Consider the following 14,973-nt stretch of genomic DNA (forward strand, 5'->3'; position numbering starts at 1 on the left):
TCGTCCCCTCAGCAGACGCCGTAAGAGCGCGCCCAGGGAGACGAACCCCAGATGCCCGTGCTGGCCTTCGACATGACGACCGCGAACCACGAAATGCGGCGCTACGAGTTTCGCGGCAAGAACAACGTCGACTACTACGACGGCGACCTGACGCCGCTGTCGACGCGCGAGGTCGACATGCGGATCGAGAAGAGCCTGGCCGGCGAGTTCTCGATCTACAAGCTGACCTCCCAGGCGGGCCTGGCCTTCCGGCGGTCGTGGGCGCACATCCGCAACGACAAGACCAACGTCACCGTCTTCTGGTTCGTGCGGCACGGCCAGATCACCGTTTCGCACGGCGGCGGGCGCTATTCGATCAATCCGCACGAATGCGCGATCACCCGCTCGGCGCGGCCGTTCTACATGGAGCTGACCCCCGACGACAGCGGCTATCTGGAGGCCATGCACGTGGTGGTGCCCTCCCACAAACTGCACTCGCTGATCAGCGAAAGCGTCGAGGTGGGCCGGCCCTTCCCCAGCGCGGCCGGCGACGTGTTCCTGGCCGAGCGGGTCTTCACCCTGCTGTTCGAAGAAGACGGCCTGATCGACCCCGAGGTCGCCGAGCAGTTGGTCCAGGCCCTGCTGAACGGCCTGGGCAAGACCATCGCCCGCATCACCGGCGACGTGGCCCCGCGCAACTCGATCGGCGACCGCCGGGTGGCCGACATCACCCGCTACATCAACCAGCATTTCTCCAACTGCGACCTCAACGCCAAGATGGTGGCCGAGAGCTGCGGGATCTCGCATCGCTATCTCTGCCACGTGCTGAAGAAGACCGGCCTGTCGTTCTCCAACATGGTCTGGGACAAGCGGATCGAGACGGCCCAGGCCTGGCTCAAGGACGAGCGCATGCAGCACTATTCGATCTGCGAGATCGCCTATCTGGCCGGCTTCAAGAGCAGCGCCCACTTCAGCCGCATGTTCAAGACCCGCTATGCGACGGCCCCGCGCGAGTTCCGGGCGCTGAACGCCACGGCGGCGGGAGCGGCCTAGGCGCCCACCTCGATCCACCCGTCGACCACCCGCACCGCATAGACCGCGATGGGCCGGGTGGCCGGGGGGTTCTTGGCCGCGCCGGTGGTCAGGTCGAAGCGGGCGCCGTGGACCGGGCAGGCGATCCAGCTGGCCGACATGCGGCCGCATTCCAGCTTCTCGTCGGCGTGGGAGCAGATGTTGGAAATCGCGTGGACCTTGCCGCCCGTGTGGCACAACAGGACCGGCTTTCCCCCGATCTCGACCACCTTGCGACCGCCCGCCGGCAGTTCGCTTTCCTGGAGGACCCGGGTGAATGGCTCTGACGTCATGGGGTGTCCGCACGCTTCTGGAGCCAAGCTCGTAGCACGCTGGCCGGGGCGCCGAATGACGCGGCGCGCAGTCGATCTTGACTGGAAAAACGCCCGGCGATCCGCGTGCGCGAGCCGCGCTAGGCGCTGTGTGCACCCCGTCTTGCCGCAGATTGCAGCGCCTCTCGCGGACGCTTGCGGCCCCTCACGCCCAGGCCTAGCCAGGATCGCAAAGGCGAACGCAAGGCCAGTTCAGCGGAGGATCGATGACTCGTGGGCCCCAGCACGCGGGAGGCGGCAAGGGCAAGCCGAGCGCGAACCCCGACCTCCGGAAACCTTTGGGGCGCGAACCGGCCGAGCCGATCGACCTGGGCATCGCCCTGTCGGTCTACGGCAAGACCCCCTGCGGCGAGCTGGTCGAGATCGACGCCGCCAGCCCCGTGCCGCCCGAACTCACCACCTGGTCGACCGAACAGTAGCCCTGAAAGGATCCGCGCCATGTCCTTCGAACTGAACAAGCGCCTGGCCGCCAAGCGCGATCCGCTGCCGACCACGGTCAACATCGACCCGGTCACCGCCAGCATCATCCGCGGGGCCATGGAGACGGTCTGTTTCGAGGCCGCGACCTTCCTGGGCCGGGCCGCCTCGTCGCCGATCATCAACCAGTCCAACGAACGCAACGCCGCCGTCATCGACGCCCACGGGCGCCTGGCCGCCGTGTCGATCGGCACCCCGCACCTGACCTTCGTCTCGCAGCTGACCGTGCGCTATGGCCTGGACCTGTTCGACGAGTACGAGTGGGGTCCCGGCGACGTCTTCGTGGGCAACGATCCCGACTACGGCGGCGGCCACCTGCCCGACTACAACGTCTACGCCCCGGTGTTCGACGACGACGGCCAGCTGGTGCTGATCCAGGCGCTGCAGGCCCACCAGGGCGACACCGGCGGCAAGGACCCGGGCGGCTTCACCCTGGAAGCCACCGACATCTTCACCGAGGGCCTGGCCATCCCCTGCCTGAAGCTGGTGCATCGCGGGGAAAAGCGCCGCGACGCCATCAAGCTCCTGGAACGCAACAACCGCTTCCCGTCGTTCTCGGGGGATCTCGCGGCCATGATCGGCGGGGTGCAGCACTCGGCCCGCCTGCTGCAGAACATCATCCACAAGTGGGGGACCGACACGGTCCGCGCGGCGATCAACTACAACATCGACTACACCGAAAAGCGCTTCCGCGAAGAAGTGTCGAAGTGGGCCGATGGTGTGTACCACGCCGACGTCCTGATCGATCACGACACGCTCGGCACCAAGGACATCAAGGTCCACGTCGCCTGCACGGTGAAGGGCGACCAACTGACCGTCGACCTGACCGGCACAGACGACCGCCAAGACCTGGTGGGGGTGTGGAACACCTTCGCCAACAGCCGCGGCTACATCATGACCCAGATCGCCGCCTCCATCGATCCGGCCATCGTCAAGAACGAGGGCCTGTTCCACGGGGTCGAGATGATCATCCCGGAAGGCACCATCGCCCATCCGCCGCCCAACAAGCCCGCCGCCCTGGGCTCGTTCCACCCGGCCTGCGAGATCACCGAGGCCGTCTGCGTGGCCCTGGCCCAGGTGGCCCCGGATCGCTCGGCCCCGCAGGTCTACAAGATCGGCATGCCCAACGCCGTCATCGGCTTCGACAAGACCGGCCAGATGTGGATGGACCAGGGCGTGGACGCCCGCACCATGGACGTCTCGGCCGTGCAGGGCATCGACGGCTGGGGTTCGTGCCCCGTGGGCCTGGGCAACCTGCTGCTGGCCCAGGCCGAGGACGCCGAGGCCCGCTTCCCTGTCGTGAACCTGAACCGCGAAATGACCCAGGACTCCGAAGGCGCCGGCCGCTGGCGCGGCCAGCCGGGCAGCCTGAACGTCAAGAAGGTGCTGGAGCCGACCTTCGCCATGGCCTGGATGGTGTCGTCCGACCACCCGATGAGCGGCCTCCTGGGCGGCGACGACGCCAGCCCCTATTCGAACCATTTCGAGGTCGGCACGCCCAACGAATACAAGATCGACCTGACCGCCCGCGCCCAACTGCCGGCGGGCGCGGTGATCGCCTACCAGCACGGCGGCGGCGCGGGCTTCGAGCCGGCCCTGCTACGCGATCCCGAGGCCGTCAAGGAAGACGCCCTGGACGAGATCGTCAGCATCGGCCGGGCGCGCGACAAGTACGGCGTGGTCTTCACGGGCCGCGTCGAGGACTACGACCTGGCGGTCGACGTCGCCGCCACCCAGGCGCTGCGCGCCCGCATGGGCCAGGGCCAGGCCGCCTAAAGCCGACAAAGCGTATCGAGGGGATATTTATGGGTTATCGCGTCGGCATCGACATCGGCGGGACGTTCACCGACTTCGCGTTGCTGAACGGCTCCAAGGTGGTCTTGCACAAGAACCTGAGCACGCCGGAGGACCGCTCGCTGGGCGTGCTGACGGGCCTCGGCAAGCTGGCCGAGATCGAGGGGCTGTCGCTGGAGGACTTCCTGGGCCGCTGCGACGCCATCGTCCACGGCACCACGGTGGCCGACAACACCCTGATCGAGATGAACGGCGCGGTGACCGGCCTGATCACCACCGAGGGCTTCCGCGACGAGATGGAGTACCGCCGGGGCTTCAAGGAAAGCATCTGGGACGTCCGCCTGGAGCCGCCGCCCCAGATCACCCCGCGCCGCCGCCGCCTGACCATCCCGGAGCGCGTCCTGCACGACGGCAGCGTCTACAAGGACCTCGACGAAGACGCCGTGCGCGAGGCCTGCCGGCGGCTGAAGAAGCAGGGCGTGGAGTCGGTGGCGATCTCGCTGCTGTTCTCGTTCGTCAATCCCGACCACGAAAAGCGGGTGGCCGCGATCGTCGCCGAGGAGATGCCCGGCGTGCAGATCTCGACCTCGCACGAGGTCCTGCCCCGCGCGCCCGAGTACGAGCGCACCAGCACCACGGTCGTGAATGCCTATGTCGCCCCCAAGGTGACCTCGTACCTGGAAAAGCTGGTCACCCGGGTGAAGGACGCCGGCTACGCCAAGCAGCTGATGGTCATGCAGGCCAGCGGCGGGGTGATGACCAAGGACTATATCGAGGGCTCGCCCATCCGGGTGCTGGCCTCGGGTCCGGCCGGCGGGGTGATCGGCTCGGCGCACGTGGGCGTGGCCAAGGGCCATTCCAACATCCTGTGCGTCGACATGGGCGGCACGTCCTACGACATCTCGGTGGTGCTGAACGGCGCCGCCCCCGCCGAAGCCGGCTGGAACATGCACCACCGCTACCTGGTGGGCGTGCCGATGGTGAAGGTCGAGACCCTGGGGGCCGGCGGCGGCTCGATCTGCCAGGTCGACAACGGCGCCCTGCAGGTGGGCCCGGCCTCGGCCGGCTCGGACCCCGGTCCGATCTGCTACGGGCGCGGCGGGACCCAGCCCACCATCACCGACGCCCTCTTGATGCTGGGCATCCTGTCGGCCGAGTCCGACTTCGCCGGCGGCAGCTTCTCGCTGAGCAAGGCCGGCGTCGTGGAGGCCTTCCAGGCCATCGGCGACCAGATGGGCTACAGCGCCGAGGACGCGGCGTTCGACTGCTGGCGCGTGGTGAATGCGGGTATGTCGCAAGGCGTGCGTCGGATCACCGCCGGCAAGGGCATCGACCCGCAGGACATGGTCATGCTGGCCTATGGCGGCAACGGCCCGGCCTTCGCCGCCATCCAGGCCGAGGACCTGGGCATCGCGCGCGTGCTGGTCCCCAAGGCCTCGCCCACCTTTTCGGCGCTCGGGACCCTGGTGGCCAATCCGCACATCGACGAGGAACGTTCCTACGCCGCCCCCGCCAATGCGCTGGACACCGGCAAGATGCAGGCCCTGTGGGGCAACCTGGCGACGCGCGCCCAGAAGTACTTCACCGACGCCACCTTCCGCGCCGACGAGGTGGTGGCGCGCTACCAGGTCAATATGCGCTATCCCGGCCAGAACTGGGCCCTGACCTTCGACCTGCACGAGGCCAAGGGCCTGGGCGACCTCGACTTCGTCGACGCGGGCCTGGGCGCCCAGGCCATCGAGGCCTTCAACCGCCGCCACATGGAAGAGTACGGCCACATCCGCGAGGGCGAGGTTCCGGAGGTCACCGGCGTGCGCCTGTCGGCCTCGGTGGTCACCGCCTCGCCGGTGGTCGGCAAGGGCGTCACCGCGCCCCGCGTCGCGCCCAAGGCCGACAAGACCCGCCGCGCCAATCTCGGCCTCGGCTACCAGCCCACCGACATCTTCCTGGGCAAGGGTTTGAACCCCGGCCACGAGATCGTCGGCCCGGCCATCGTCGAGGAGACCTTCACGACCATCGTCGTCTATCCCGGCTGGAAGCTGCACGTCGACGACGCGGGGGATTACGAGCTGACGCGGGTGCGGGCTTCCTAACTGTCCATGACCCTTCCCTTTTGATCCGTCATTCCCGCCCTTGTGGCGGGAATGACGGATCGATTGAGAATGCGATAGCCGCGCTCACGCGAACGCGTACGGGCCGCCCTTCGCCAGCGCCGCGCGATAGGCCGGTCGCGCCTGCGCCGCCGCCAGCCACGCCGTGGTGCTCGGCCGCCCCTTAAGTCCGCCGGTCCGCGCCCCGGCGAACTCGACGGGAAAGCTCATCATCACATCGGCGGCCGTGAACGCCTCTCCGGCGAACCACGGCCGCGTCGCCAGTTCGGCCTCGATGTAGTCCAGGTGCGCGTCGAGCATCGGCTTCAGCCGCTTGGCCACCGCCTTGCCGAACATCGGCACGCGCTCCAGGACCAGCAGCATCAGCAGGGCCGGCATCACCGAGCCCTCGGCGTAGTGGATGAAATATCGGTAGCGCAGGGCCTCGGCCCGGGTCGGCGGCGCGCCCAGATAGCCGCCGGCCTTGTCGACCAGATATTCCAGGATCGCCCCGGTCTCGGCGACGACGACGTCCCCTTCCTGGATGATCGGCGACTTGCCCAGCGGATGGACCTGCTTCAGCTCGGCCGGCGCGGCCATGGTCTTGGCCCGCTCGTGGCGGCGTACCTCATAGGGCAGGCCCAACTCCTCCAGCAGCCAGAGGACCCGTTGCGAGCGGGAGTTTTCCAGGTGATGGACGACGATCATGGGGCCTCGCGAAGACAGCGGCTCAGCGCCGCGCCGAAGTCGCGCACGCGCCAGAGGTTCAGGAAGTTGGTGGCCATGTGCAGCTGGGTGCGCGCCGCCTCGTTGTCGCGAAAGCGGGGGTCACGGCGGTCTGCGACGGTGTCTAGCTCCGGGACCCAGGCCTCGATCAGGGCCGGCGCGTCCATCAGCCAGGCCAGTCCCATGTTGGCGACGAACAGATCCAGGCGCAGGCCCAGGGTCGCCACGTCCAAGGCCGGTCCGCCCTGGGCGCGGTATTCGGCGGCGAACAGGGCCAGCAGGTCGTCGAGATGGGCCTCAAGCATCGCCGGCTCGGCGGCGCTGAGCGCGCCCCACAGGGCCAGGGCGACGTTCATCTGGCCCACGCGACCCCAGTCCATCAGCCCACACTGGAGCGCGCCGTCGTCGCCCCGCCAGAACCAGGCGTTGTCGACATTGGCGTTCCAATGGCACAGGGCGATCAGGTCGGGGGCGGCGTGCAGGAACCGCTTGATGGCTCGCTCGTGCTCCAGGAAGCGCGGCGCCTCGTCCTTCAGCCTGGCGATGAAGGCCGGGTCCGCCAGGACCTCGGGGACCAGCCCCGGATGGCGAGCCGCGAACTCGCCCCAGCGCGACAGCCGGTTGCCGATCTGGCGGGCGTCGTGGCGGATCGGATCGCTCGCCTCGGCCGCCGCCCGGTCGAACGGAAACAACGCATCGACATCTCCGGTCAGGCGTCCGGCCCTGTGCGCTCCGGCGAGCCGAGCCACCGCCCGGACCAAGGCGCGGTAATGACCAGGCGGGTCCGGCATGGTTTCGTCCAGGCACTTGTCGTAGTGCCGCTCGACCGCCCCCACCCCGAACGCGATCTTCTCGGTGATCAGGAGACCCGTCTGGCTCTCGGCGTGATGGTCGGCGAACAGGCACGCCGGCACGGCAATGGGAAAGCCCCGCGTGCGCGACAGGGTCGCCAGCTTCACCTCCCCCGCCATCTGGTCCTTGCCCCGGTCGCGGATCGGGTCGTCGAAGTCGCGCGAGAACTTGACGAAGAGCTCGGTCGGCAGGTCCGTGCCCGGCCGGTCGTAGGCCACCGACAGGAACAGCTTCCGCCCGGTGCTGCCGCCGGGACAGTCCGCGACGGCGACGATCCGCGCGACGGCGTTGTCCAGCGCCAGGGCGCCGCTGGTATGGAAGGCGTCGGTCAGGAAAGCCGCCCCGCCCTCGCGCAAGGCCTCCGGCGTCGCTGGAATGCCAAGCCCATTGGCGTCGCCTCGAACCCAGGCCATCACCGAGCCAAAGCCTTGGCCAGCCGATGGTCGGGCGCGATCCATTGCGAGGTGGCGTAGATCGGTTCGATGGCGGTGGCGGCGTCCAGCTCGGCGAGGTCCTCTGGCGTCAGCGCCACGTCGACCGCGCCGAGATTGTCCTCCAGCTGATGCAGCTTGGTCGCGCCCAGCAGCACGCTGGTGACGCCCGGCCGGCTCAGGACCCAGGCGATGGCGACCTGGGCCACGGTGGCCGAATGCGCCGCCGCGATGCGGCGCAGGACCTCGACCACCGCGAAGCCCTTGTCGCGGTCGAAGCCCAGCATGTCGAAACTGGAGAACCGGTTGTCGGGCCGCGCCAGGTCCTCGCGCGTGTAGGCCCCGCTCAGGAACCCGAAGGCCAGCGGGCTCCAGACCGTCAGGCCCAGGCCGTAGCGCGCCATCATGGCCAGGGCGTCGCGCTCGATGTCGCGGCCCAGCAGCGAATAGTACATCTGGCCGTGGGTGAACGGCGCCAGGCCGCCCGCCTTCTGGATCTCCAGCGCCGCCGCCGCCTTCCAGGCCGACCAGTTGGAAAAGCCGATATAGCGGACCTTGCCCGAGCGGACGACAGCGTCGAACGCCTCCAGCGTCTCCTCCAGTGGCGTGAAGGGATCCTCGCGGTGGGCGACATAGAGGTCGATCCAGTCGGTCCCCAACCGCCTGAGGCTCTGATCGACCGACCACAGGATGTGGCGCCGCGACAGCCCCGCGCGATTCAGGTCGCGGTCGCCGCCCCGATTGCCGACCTTGGTGGTCAGCACCACCTTGTCGCGATGCGGCTTCAGGGCCGCGCCCAGCAGGGCCTCGGACTCGCCGTCGGCGTAGACGTCGGCCGTGTCGAACAGGGTCACGCCCGCGTCCAGCGCCAGGCCGACCAGTTGGTCGGCAAGGTCGGCGCCCACCTTGTAGACCGCCCCCAGGCTGCGATTGCCCTGGGTGAAGGTCAGGGCGCCGAAGCCCAGGCGCGAGACGGCCAGGCCGGTCTGGCCCAGCATGGCGTACCGCATGGCCTCAGCTCTTGGCCTTGCGGCCGCTCTTGCTCAGGCGGAAGTCGGGCGGGAACTGGCTGTCGTTGTCCTTGACCGCGTTGTTGACGCCCTTTTCGAAGGTGTCGTCGCCCAGGGTCAGCTCGTCGCCGTCGTTCTTCACCAGCGGCAGCATCGACTCCATCCAGCCGGTCAGGATGCTGCCCATATATTCGCCCTGCTGCTGCTTCATCACCTCGAAGAAGGTCTTCTGCATGAAGACCACGTCGCTGGGCCGGGTGCGGCTGCAGGCCAGGGCGTACTTCTCGACCTCGGCCTCCAGCTGATCGCGCGGCACCACGCTGTTGATGAAGTTGCAGTCCTGCATCTCCTTGGCGGTGAAGGGACGGCCGGTGAACACCATCTCCTGGAACTTGCGCAGCCCCATGGTCTGGGCCCACTGCCACATGCGCGGCCCCCAGCCCACGTAGCGGAAGGCCGGGTGGCCGAAGAGCGCGTCGTCCGACGAGATCACCAGGTCCGCGTCGCCCGCCTGGTAGAAGTGCCAGCCGTAGCAATAGCCCTTCACCTCGACGATGCTGATCTTCTTGAAGTCCTGCAGGCTGCGGCAGCCGAAGTTGGAATTGGCGTAGAGCTGGGTCAGCGAGGCCAGGTAGCGATAGGAGTCCTTGGGCGGATACCTGACGTCCTCGTCGTCGCCGATCTCGAACTCGCGCAGCAGCGAGACCTCGGCGGTTTCCGACAGCATCTCGGCCTGTTCGGGCAGGTCGGCCCCGCCGCCCAGGTTATTGCCCACGCCCCGGATCACCAGCACCTTCACGTCGTCGTCGATATTGGCCCGGTGCAGCAGCTTGGAATAGCGTAGGCGCGCGGCGATGGTCGGGGCGTTCAGGTGGTCGGGACGATTGAAGGTGATCGTGGCGATCTTCGTCTTGGGGTCCTTCTCGTAGAGGATAATCTCCTCCGGCGGCGGACGATCGTCAGCTTGGGCCATTTCCTTCTCCGCGAATGATCGGGCGCGCTTCACGTCGCCTTCGAAGCCAGATAGTAAGAGCGCGAAATCTGATGGAACAAGATTGTGGAACAATCTGACGGAAATAGCCGCTCGGGCGATGAGATGGGCGCGGCGGCGGCCTCGCGGCGGGTGTCGCGCGGGATCATGCAGGCGCTGGAGACCCAGCGGCTGATCCCGGGCCAGCGGCTGGTGGAGACGGACCTGGCCCGGCAATACGGCGTCGGCCGCAACGCCGTGCGCGAGGCCGTGCAGTGGCTGGCGGCGCACGGTGTGATCGACCTGACCCGCCACCGCTCGGCGGCCATCCGCCAGCTGGACGCCGCCGAGACGGCCGACGCGCTGGACGTCGCCGAGCCGCTGGTCGGCCTGATCGTGGCGACGGCGGCGCGGCGCTATCGGGCGGAGGACCATCGCCTCGTTCTGGAGGCGGCCCTCGCCGAGCTGGAACACGGCGCCCACGCCCACGCGCCCGGCGCCTTCGCCCGGAGCCGCCGCCGGTTCTATCGGGCGCTGATCGAGATCGGCGGCAATGGCGAACTGCAGCGGCTGTTCCGACCGCTGGGGCTACACATCGTCTACGCCCAGCACCGCTCGCCGGGGCTGGAGCAAGGACGGCTGGCCGACTTCCAGGCCATGGCGGCGGCGGTCGCGGCGGGGGACGTCGAGCGCGGCGACGCGGCCGGGCGGGCGCACTTGGCGGCGGTGCGGGAACAGGTCTCCCTCTCCCAGGGGGAGAGGGTCGGGGTGAGGGGGTAAGGCGCCGGCCGGCGTGCCGGCACGCCGGTTGGCGGCGTAACCCCTCACCCTCGCACCGCTACGCGGCGGGTCCCTCCCTCTCCCTCTGGGAGAGGGTGATGCGCCTACCGGATCACGCCCGCCGCCATCAGCCGCTCGCGCTCCTCGGCCGGCATCCCCAGGATGTCGCCGAATACATAGGCGTTGTGCTGACCCAGGGTCGGCGCGCCATCCGCGATCTGCGCCGCGTCCGACATCCGCCAGGACGGCCCGATCACCGAGCGGCTCTCGCCCGAGGCGTCGGTCACCTCGGGATAGAACCCCCTGCCCCACAGGTGGGCGTCGGAGACCAGGTCGACCGAGGCCGCGCTCTTGGCCGCCGCGACGCCCGCCGCCTGCAACGTCTCCGCCAGACCTCCGGCGTCCTGGTCGCGGGTCCAGGCCGCGATCAGGGCGTCCAGCTCGGCCTCGTGGGCCTTGCGGTCGGCCAGGGTGGCAAACCTCGGATCCTCGGGCCGGCCCATCGCCTCGGTCAGCGCCCGCCAGGCCGCGTCGGAAGACACGGCGATGGCGATCCAGTCCTCGCCGCAAGGATAGACCCCGTGCGGCGCCATCTCGGCGTGGCGGTTGCCGTCGCAGGCGGCGACCCGGCCGTTCAGGCTGAAGTCCATGACGCTGTCGCCGATCATGCTGGTCATGGTCTCGACCGCCGACACGTCGATGAACTGGCCCTCGCCCGTCCGACGCCTGTGGACCAGGGCCACCAGGGTCGCGTAGGCGGCGGCCGTGCCGAAGGTGGAGTCGGCGTAGCGCACGTTCATGCCGGCCGGCGCCTCGCCCTCGTAGCCGACCAGGGCGCTGAGCCCCCCCAGGGCCACGAAGCACGGCGCGTAACCCGTCTGGTAGGCCAGCGGCCCGTCGGCGCCGTACATGCCCATCGACACGAAGATGATGTCGGGCTTGATCGCCCTGACTGCCTCGTAACCCAGGCCCAGCCGCTCGATGGCGCCGGGCCGCAGGTTCTCGATCAGCACATCGCACCGGCCGATCAGATCCTTCAGCAGGGCGATCCCGTCCTTGGACTTCATGTCGATCTGGGCGCTCAGCTTCTGTGGATTGACCGCCCGGAACCCCGGGGCCTTGTCGATGTCGTCGACGCCGAAGGTGCGGGTGACGTCCAGCGAGCCCCGGCTCTCGACCCGGATCACCTCGGCCCCGAGGAAGGCCAGTTGCTTGCCCGCATAGGGACCGGCCCAGACCTTGGTCAGCTCCAGAACCCGCACGCCCTGCAACGGGCCACCGCGTGGGGTCGTCATGCGAAGGCCTCCGCGCCGTGCTCGCCCAGCAAGGGCGCCGCTCGCTCGATCCGCGCCGGCGTCCGGCTGAGCTTGTAGGGCACGGTCGGATAGAGCGCCGCCCCCAGCACCGGATGCTCGACCCGCGCGAAGAAGCCGCGATGCTTGTACTGCTCGGACCCGACCAGATCGCCGGGATCGTTGACCGGCACCAGGGTCAGGCCCAGCGTCTGGGCCGCCGCGGCGACGTCGTTCTTGTCTTGCGTCTTCAGCCAGTCGCCGACATGGCGGCGGCACTCGGCGATGCGCTCGGGCGTCAGGCCACGCTCCAGCCAATTGTCGGGGAAGGCCGCCATCCATTCCGGCTGGCCCAGCAACTGGCCGATGGCCTTCCAGTGCGAGGGGGCCGACATCCACAGATAGACGAAGCCCTGGCGGCACGGGAAGATCCCGGCCGGGCCGCCCAGGTCGAAGCGCGCGCGGCCGGTGTCGACATCCATGTCGCCGGCCACCATCTGGCCCAGTACATAGTCGACGCGCGAAGCCAGGACCTCCTGCTTGGAGATGTCGATGGCCCGGCCCTTGCCGGTCTCCTCGCGGCCATAGAGAGCGGCCACCACGCACATGGCCGCCTCCAGCCCCGCCTCGTAGCTGGCCAGGAAGCGCCCCGCCCCCTTCAGCGGCGGCCGCGCCGGATCGGCGCCCGTGGGGGTGTGATAGCCCCAGCCGCTGGCCTGGATCACCGTCAGGTCCTCGGCCTGGGCGCGCTCGGGCGGGGCCGACTGGCCGAAGGGCGTGACCGAGCACACCACCAGCTTCGGATGGCTCTGCCGGGCCGCCTCCAGGCCCAGTCCCAGACCATCCAGCCAGCCGGGCGCGTGGTCGTCGATCACCGCGTCGGCGCGGGCCAGCAGGCGCTCCAGCATCTCGCGGCCGGCCGGGGTCTCCAGGTCCAGCACCACCGAGCGCTTGTTGGTGTTGAGATAGGCGAACAGGCCGCTGCGCTCGGGGCCGGCGACGTCGTCCTTGAACGGCCCCAGCGCCCGGGTCGGACTGCCGCCCGGCGGTTCGACCTTGATCACCTCGGCCCCGAAATCGGCCAGCAGCTTGCCGCAGTATTCGCCCGACACGCCGTGCGCCAGCTCGACGATCCGATAGGGGCTCAAGGCGGACATGCGGGCTCCGAAGGCGGCGGTCTTTCGATCCGACATACTCTTCCTACACCGCCGCACTTGTCTGCGATGGAAGCCCGAACTGTCGCATCCGGCACTCCGGCGATCGGCGGTCGAAGCCCGAAGGGCCGCCCGCTAGCGTGCCGCCAAATCACAAGTATCGGGGAGCGAGATGGCGCAGACGCATGACGTGATCGTGGTGGGGTCGGGATCGGCCGGCATGACCGCCGCCCTGCGGGCCCGCGACCTGGGCCTGGACGTGCTGATCGTCGAGAAGGCCCACAAGTACGGCGGCACCTCGGCCACCTCGGGCGGGGTGGCCTGGATTCCCAACCACGGCCTGGGCGGCACCACCGACACCCGCGAGGAGACCCTCACCTACCTCAAGGCCGTCACTCAGGGCCCGCTGAACCAGGAGCGCCTGGAGGCCTATGTCGACACCGGCGCCGAGATGCTGAGCTATCTGGGCGAGCAGGGCATCGATTTCATGCCGATGCCCTGGCCCGACTACTTCTCGGAATCGCCAGGCGCGCGCGCCGACCGCTCGCTGGTCCTGCCCATGTGGGACGGCGGCAAGCTGGGCGAGGCGTTCCCGCTGATGCGCGAGCAGTACCCGCGCTTCAAGCTGTTCAACCGCTATGCGATGAACCTGGAGGAGACCTTCACCATCGCCGCGCGGGCCAAGGGCTGGAAGCGGATGCTGGCCCGGGTGGTGGGCCGCTACTGGGCCGACCGCAAGACCCGGGCGGTCACGAAGCGCGACCGCTGGTTCACCTCGGGCGCGGCCCTGATCGGTCCGCTGATGGAGCAACTGGCCGCCAAGGGCGTGGAAATCCGGCTGGAGACCAAGCTGGACGAGCTGCTGTTCACCGACGGCCGGGTTTCGGGCGTGAAGGTCTCCAAGTTCGGCACGCCCTACGAGATCCACGCGCGCCACGGGGTGGTGATCTGCGCCGGCGGCTTCGAGTGGAACCAGGAACTGCGCGACCGCTTCTACCCGATCAAGACCTCGATCTGGTGGGGCAGCACCCCGCAGGGCGGCAACGACGGCCAGGCCCTGCTGGCGGCCGAGAGGATCGGCGCGACCACCGAATACACCGAGGCCGGCTGGTGGGCGCCGACCATGGTCATGCCCAGCCAGAGCGCGTCGAACTTCGAGGAGACCCACCAGGCGGTGTTCGACGTGGGCCGGCCCTACAGCGTCTGCGTCAACCGCAACGGCGACCGCTTCGTCAACGAGAGCTGCAGCTACGACCTGTTCGGCAAGGCCATGGTCGACGACCAGCTGAAGACCGGCGCCAACACCCCCTGCTGGCTGGTGTTCGACAAGACCTTCCGCGACAAGTTCACGGCCGGCGGCTTCCTGCCCGCCGCGATCATGGCCGACAAGTCGATCCCCGTGGACTGGTGGGACCACTACATCTTCAAGGCCGACACCATCGGGGCGCTGGCCAGGAAGATCGATCTGGATCCCGCCAAGCTGACCGGCGTGGTGAGCCGCATGAACGACTACGCCGCCAAGGGCGAGGACCCCGAGTTCGGTCGCGGCTCCAGCGGCTATGACCGCGGCTTCGGCGACCCGACCGTGACGCCCAATCCGTGCCTGGGCCCCATCGCCGTGGCCCCCTTCTACGCCGTGCCGATCAATCTCGGGGATCTGGGCACCAAGGGCGGACTGAAGTGCGACGCGCGAGGCCAGGTGTTGGACGGCGCCGACAAGCCGATCACCGGCCTCTACGCCGCTGGCAACGCCACCGGCAGCCCGTTCGGCATCTGCTATCCGGGCGCGGGGGCGACCATCGGCCCGGCCATGGTGTTCGGCTACATCGCCGCGAACGAGATCGCGGCGCGGGCGACGAATGGGGAGGTGAAACCGAAGAAAGCGGCGAAGGCGTCGGCCTGAAAGCATCCCTCTCCCCTTGCGGGAGAGGGTGGCCCCACGGAGTGGGGTCGGGTGAGGGGTTGAAGAACGCAAAAGCGGCGACCGGCCTTTCGACTGATCGCGGCTTTGATGT

General features: G+C 68.9%; 13 protein-coding genes. 6 read left to right on the forward strand and 7 right to left on the reverse strand.

All coding sequences use genetic code 11. The features are described from left to right. Positions 1–51: 51 nt before the first annotated feature. Complete coding sequence (locus AC07OA_RS13050) at positions 52–1,032, forward strand: helix-turn-helix transcriptional regulator (RefSeq protein ID WP_494664234.1); 981 nt, start codon at positions 52–54, stop codon at positions 1,030–1,032. On the opposite strand, the gene AC07OA_RS13055 is transcribed toward AC07OA_RS13050, so the two are convergent. Beyond that, a complete protein-coding gene (locus AC07OA_RS13055; RefSeq protein WP_494664235.1) occupies positions 1,029–1,343 on the reverse strand; it encodes a Rieske (2Fe-2S) protein in 315 nt (104 codons plus the stop codon). The two genes, AC07OA_RS13050 and AC07OA_RS13055, sit on opposite strands and share 4 nt — an antisense overlap. Before the next feature lie 245 nt (positions 1,344–1,588). On the opposite strand from AC07OA_RS13055, the gene AC07OA_RS13060 reads away from it, so the two are divergent. From AC07OA_RS13060 to AC07OA_RS13070, 3 genes are read left to right on the forward strand one after another with little or no spacing between them, the layout of a single operon-like run. Then, positions 1,589–1,801: a hypothetical protein gene (locus tag AC07OA_RS13060; protein ID WP_494664236.1), complete on the forward strand. Its 213-nt coding sequence runs from the start codon at positions 1,589–1,591 to the stop codon at positions 1,799–1,801. Between the two features lie 19 nt (positions 1,802–1,820). Continuing rightward, on the forward strand, positions 1,821–3,635 hold the full coding sequence (locus tag AC07OA_RS13065; protein WP_494664237.1) for a hydantoinase B/oxoprolinase family protein: 1,815 nt from the start codon (positions 1,821–1,823) through the stop codon (positions 3,633–3,635). A 29-nt stretch (positions 3,636–3,664) separates the two neighbouring features. Continuing rightward, positions 3,665–5,746 (forward strand): hydantoinase/oxoprolinase family protein, encoded by a 2,082-nt coding sequence (locus AC07OA_RS13070; RefSeq protein ID WP_494664238.1) that lies wholly within the window; start codon positions 3,665–3,667, stop codon positions 5,744–5,746. Between the two features lie 84 nt (positions 5,747–5,830). Here the strand turns inward: AC07OA_RS13070 and AC07OA_RS13075 are convergent, their stop codons facing one another. From AC07OA_RS13075 to AC07OA_RS13090, 4 genes are read right to left on the reverse strand one after another with little or no spacing between them, the layout of a single operon-like run. Further along, positions 5,831–6,451, reverse strand: a complete 621-nt coding sequence (locus AC07OA_RS13075; RefSeq protein WP_494664239.1) for a glutathione S-transferase family protein — start codon at positions 6,449–6,451, stop codon at positions 5,831–5,833. After that, on the reverse strand, positions 6,448–7,734 hold the full coding sequence (locus AC07OA_RS13080) for a hypothetical protein (RefSeq protein ID WP_494664240.1): 1,287 nt from the start codon (positions 7,732–7,734) through the stop codon (positions 6,448–6,450). Before AC07OA_RS13080 ends, AC07OA_RS13075 begins: the two co-directional genes overlap by 4 nt. Further along, complete coding sequence (locus AC07OA_RS13085) at positions 7,734–8,762, reverse strand: aldo/keto reductase (protein WP_494664241.1); 1,029 nt, start codon at positions 8,760–8,762, stop codon at positions 7,734–7,736. Before AC07OA_RS13085 ends, AC07OA_RS13080 begins: the two co-directional genes overlap by 1 nt. Positions 8,763–8,766: 4 nt before the next feature. After that, the gene (locus tag AC07OA_RS13090; protein ID WP_494664242.1) at positions 8,767–9,735 is read right to left on the reverse strand and encodes an enoyl-CoA hydratase/isomerase family protein; all 969 of its coding nucleotides are present in this window, start codon (positions 9,733–9,735) and stop codon (positions 8,767–8,769) included. 84 nt (positions 9,736–9,819) lie between these two features. Between AC07OA_RS13090 and AC07OA_RS13095 the strand changes: the two genes are divergently transcribed. Continuing rightward, positions 9,820–10,512 carry a GntR family transcriptional regulator gene (locus tag AC07OA_RS13095; protein ID WP_494664243.1) on the forward strand — a complete coding sequence of 231 codons (693 nt, stop codon included), beginning with the start codon at positions 9,820–9,822 and terminating at the stop codon, positions 10,510–10,512. A 104-nt stretch (positions 10,513–10,616) separates the two neighbouring features. Here AC07OA_RS13095 and AC07OA_RS13100 read toward each other — a convergent pair whose 3' ends face one another. After that, a complete protein-coding gene (locus tag AC07OA_RS13100) occupies positions 10,617–11,807 on the reverse strand; it encodes a CaiB/BaiF CoA transferase family protein (RefSeq protein WP_494664244.1) in 1,191 nt (396 codons plus the stop codon). Further along, the gene (locus AC07OA_RS13105; RefSeq protein WP_494664245.1) at positions 11,804–12,961 is read right to left on the reverse strand and encodes a CaiB/BaiF CoA transferase family protein; all 1,158 of its coding nucleotides are present in this window, start codon (positions 12,959–12,961) and stop codon (positions 11,804–11,806) included. The genes AC07OA_RS13100 and AC07OA_RS13105 overlap by 4 nt, the downstream gene beginning before the upstream one ends. Positions 12,962–13,130: 169 nt before the next feature. On the opposite strand from AC07OA_RS13105, the gene AC07OA_RS13110 reads away from it, so the two are divergent. After that, positions 13,131–14,861: an FAD-dependent oxidoreductase gene (locus tag AC07OA_RS13110; protein WP_494664246.1), complete on the forward strand. Its 1,731-nt coding sequence runs from the start codon at positions 13,131–13,133 to the stop codon at positions 14,859–14,861. The last annotated feature ends 112 nt before the right edge of the window (positions 14,862–14,973 follow it).

Source organism: Caulobacter sp. GW821-FHT09B08 (assembly GCF_059418225.1).

Coding starts and splice junctions, on each gene's coding strand:
- AC07OA_RS13055 (WP_494664235.1), bottom strand. CDS start 1,343: ATGACGTCAGAGCCATTCACCCGGGTCCTCCAGGAAAGCGAACTGCCG.
- AC07OA_RS13085 (WP_494664241.1), bottom strand. CDS start 8,762: ATGCGGTACGCCATGCTGGGCCAGACCGGCCTGGCCGTCTCGCGCCTG.
- AC07OA_RS13090 (WP_494664242.1), bottom strand. CDS start 9,735: ATGGCCCAAGCTGACGATCGTCCGCCGCCGGAGGAGATTATCCTCTAC.
- AC07OA_RS13080 (WP_494664240.1), bottom strand. CDS start 7,734: ATGGCCTGGGTTCGAGGCGACGCCAATGGGCTTGGCATTCCAGCGACG.
- AC07OA_RS13105 (WP_494664245.1), bottom strand. CDS start 12,961: ATGTCCGCCTTGAGCCCCTATCGGATCGTCGAGCTGGCGCACGGCGTG.
- AC07OA_RS13110 (WP_494664246.1), top strand. CDS start 13,131: ATGGCGCAGACGCATGACGTGATCGTGGTGGGGTCGGGATCGGCCGGC.
- AC07OA_RS13070 (WP_494664238.1), top strand. CDS start 3,665: ATGGGTTATCGCGTCGGCATCGACATCGGCGGGACGTTCACCGACTTC.
- AC07OA_RS13050 (WP_494664234.1), top strand. CDS start 52: ATGCCCGTGCTGGCCTTCGACATGACGACCGCGAACCACGAAATGCGG.
- AC07OA_RS13100 (WP_494664244.1), bottom strand. CDS start 11,807: ATGACGACCCCACGCGGTGGCCCGTTGCAGGGCGTGCGGGTTCTGGAG.
- AC07OA_RS13075 (WP_494664239.1), bottom strand. CDS start 6,451: ATGATCGTCGTCCATCACCTGGAAAACTCCCGCTCGCAACGGGTCCTC.
- AC07OA_RS13060 (WP_494664236.1), top strand. CDS start 1,589: ATGACTCGTGGGCCCCAGCACGCGGGAGGCGGCAAGGGCAAGCCGAGC.
- AC07OA_RS13065 (WP_494664237.1), top strand. CDS start 1,821: ATGTCCTTCGAACTGAACAAGCGCCTGGCCGCCAAGCGCGATCCGCTG.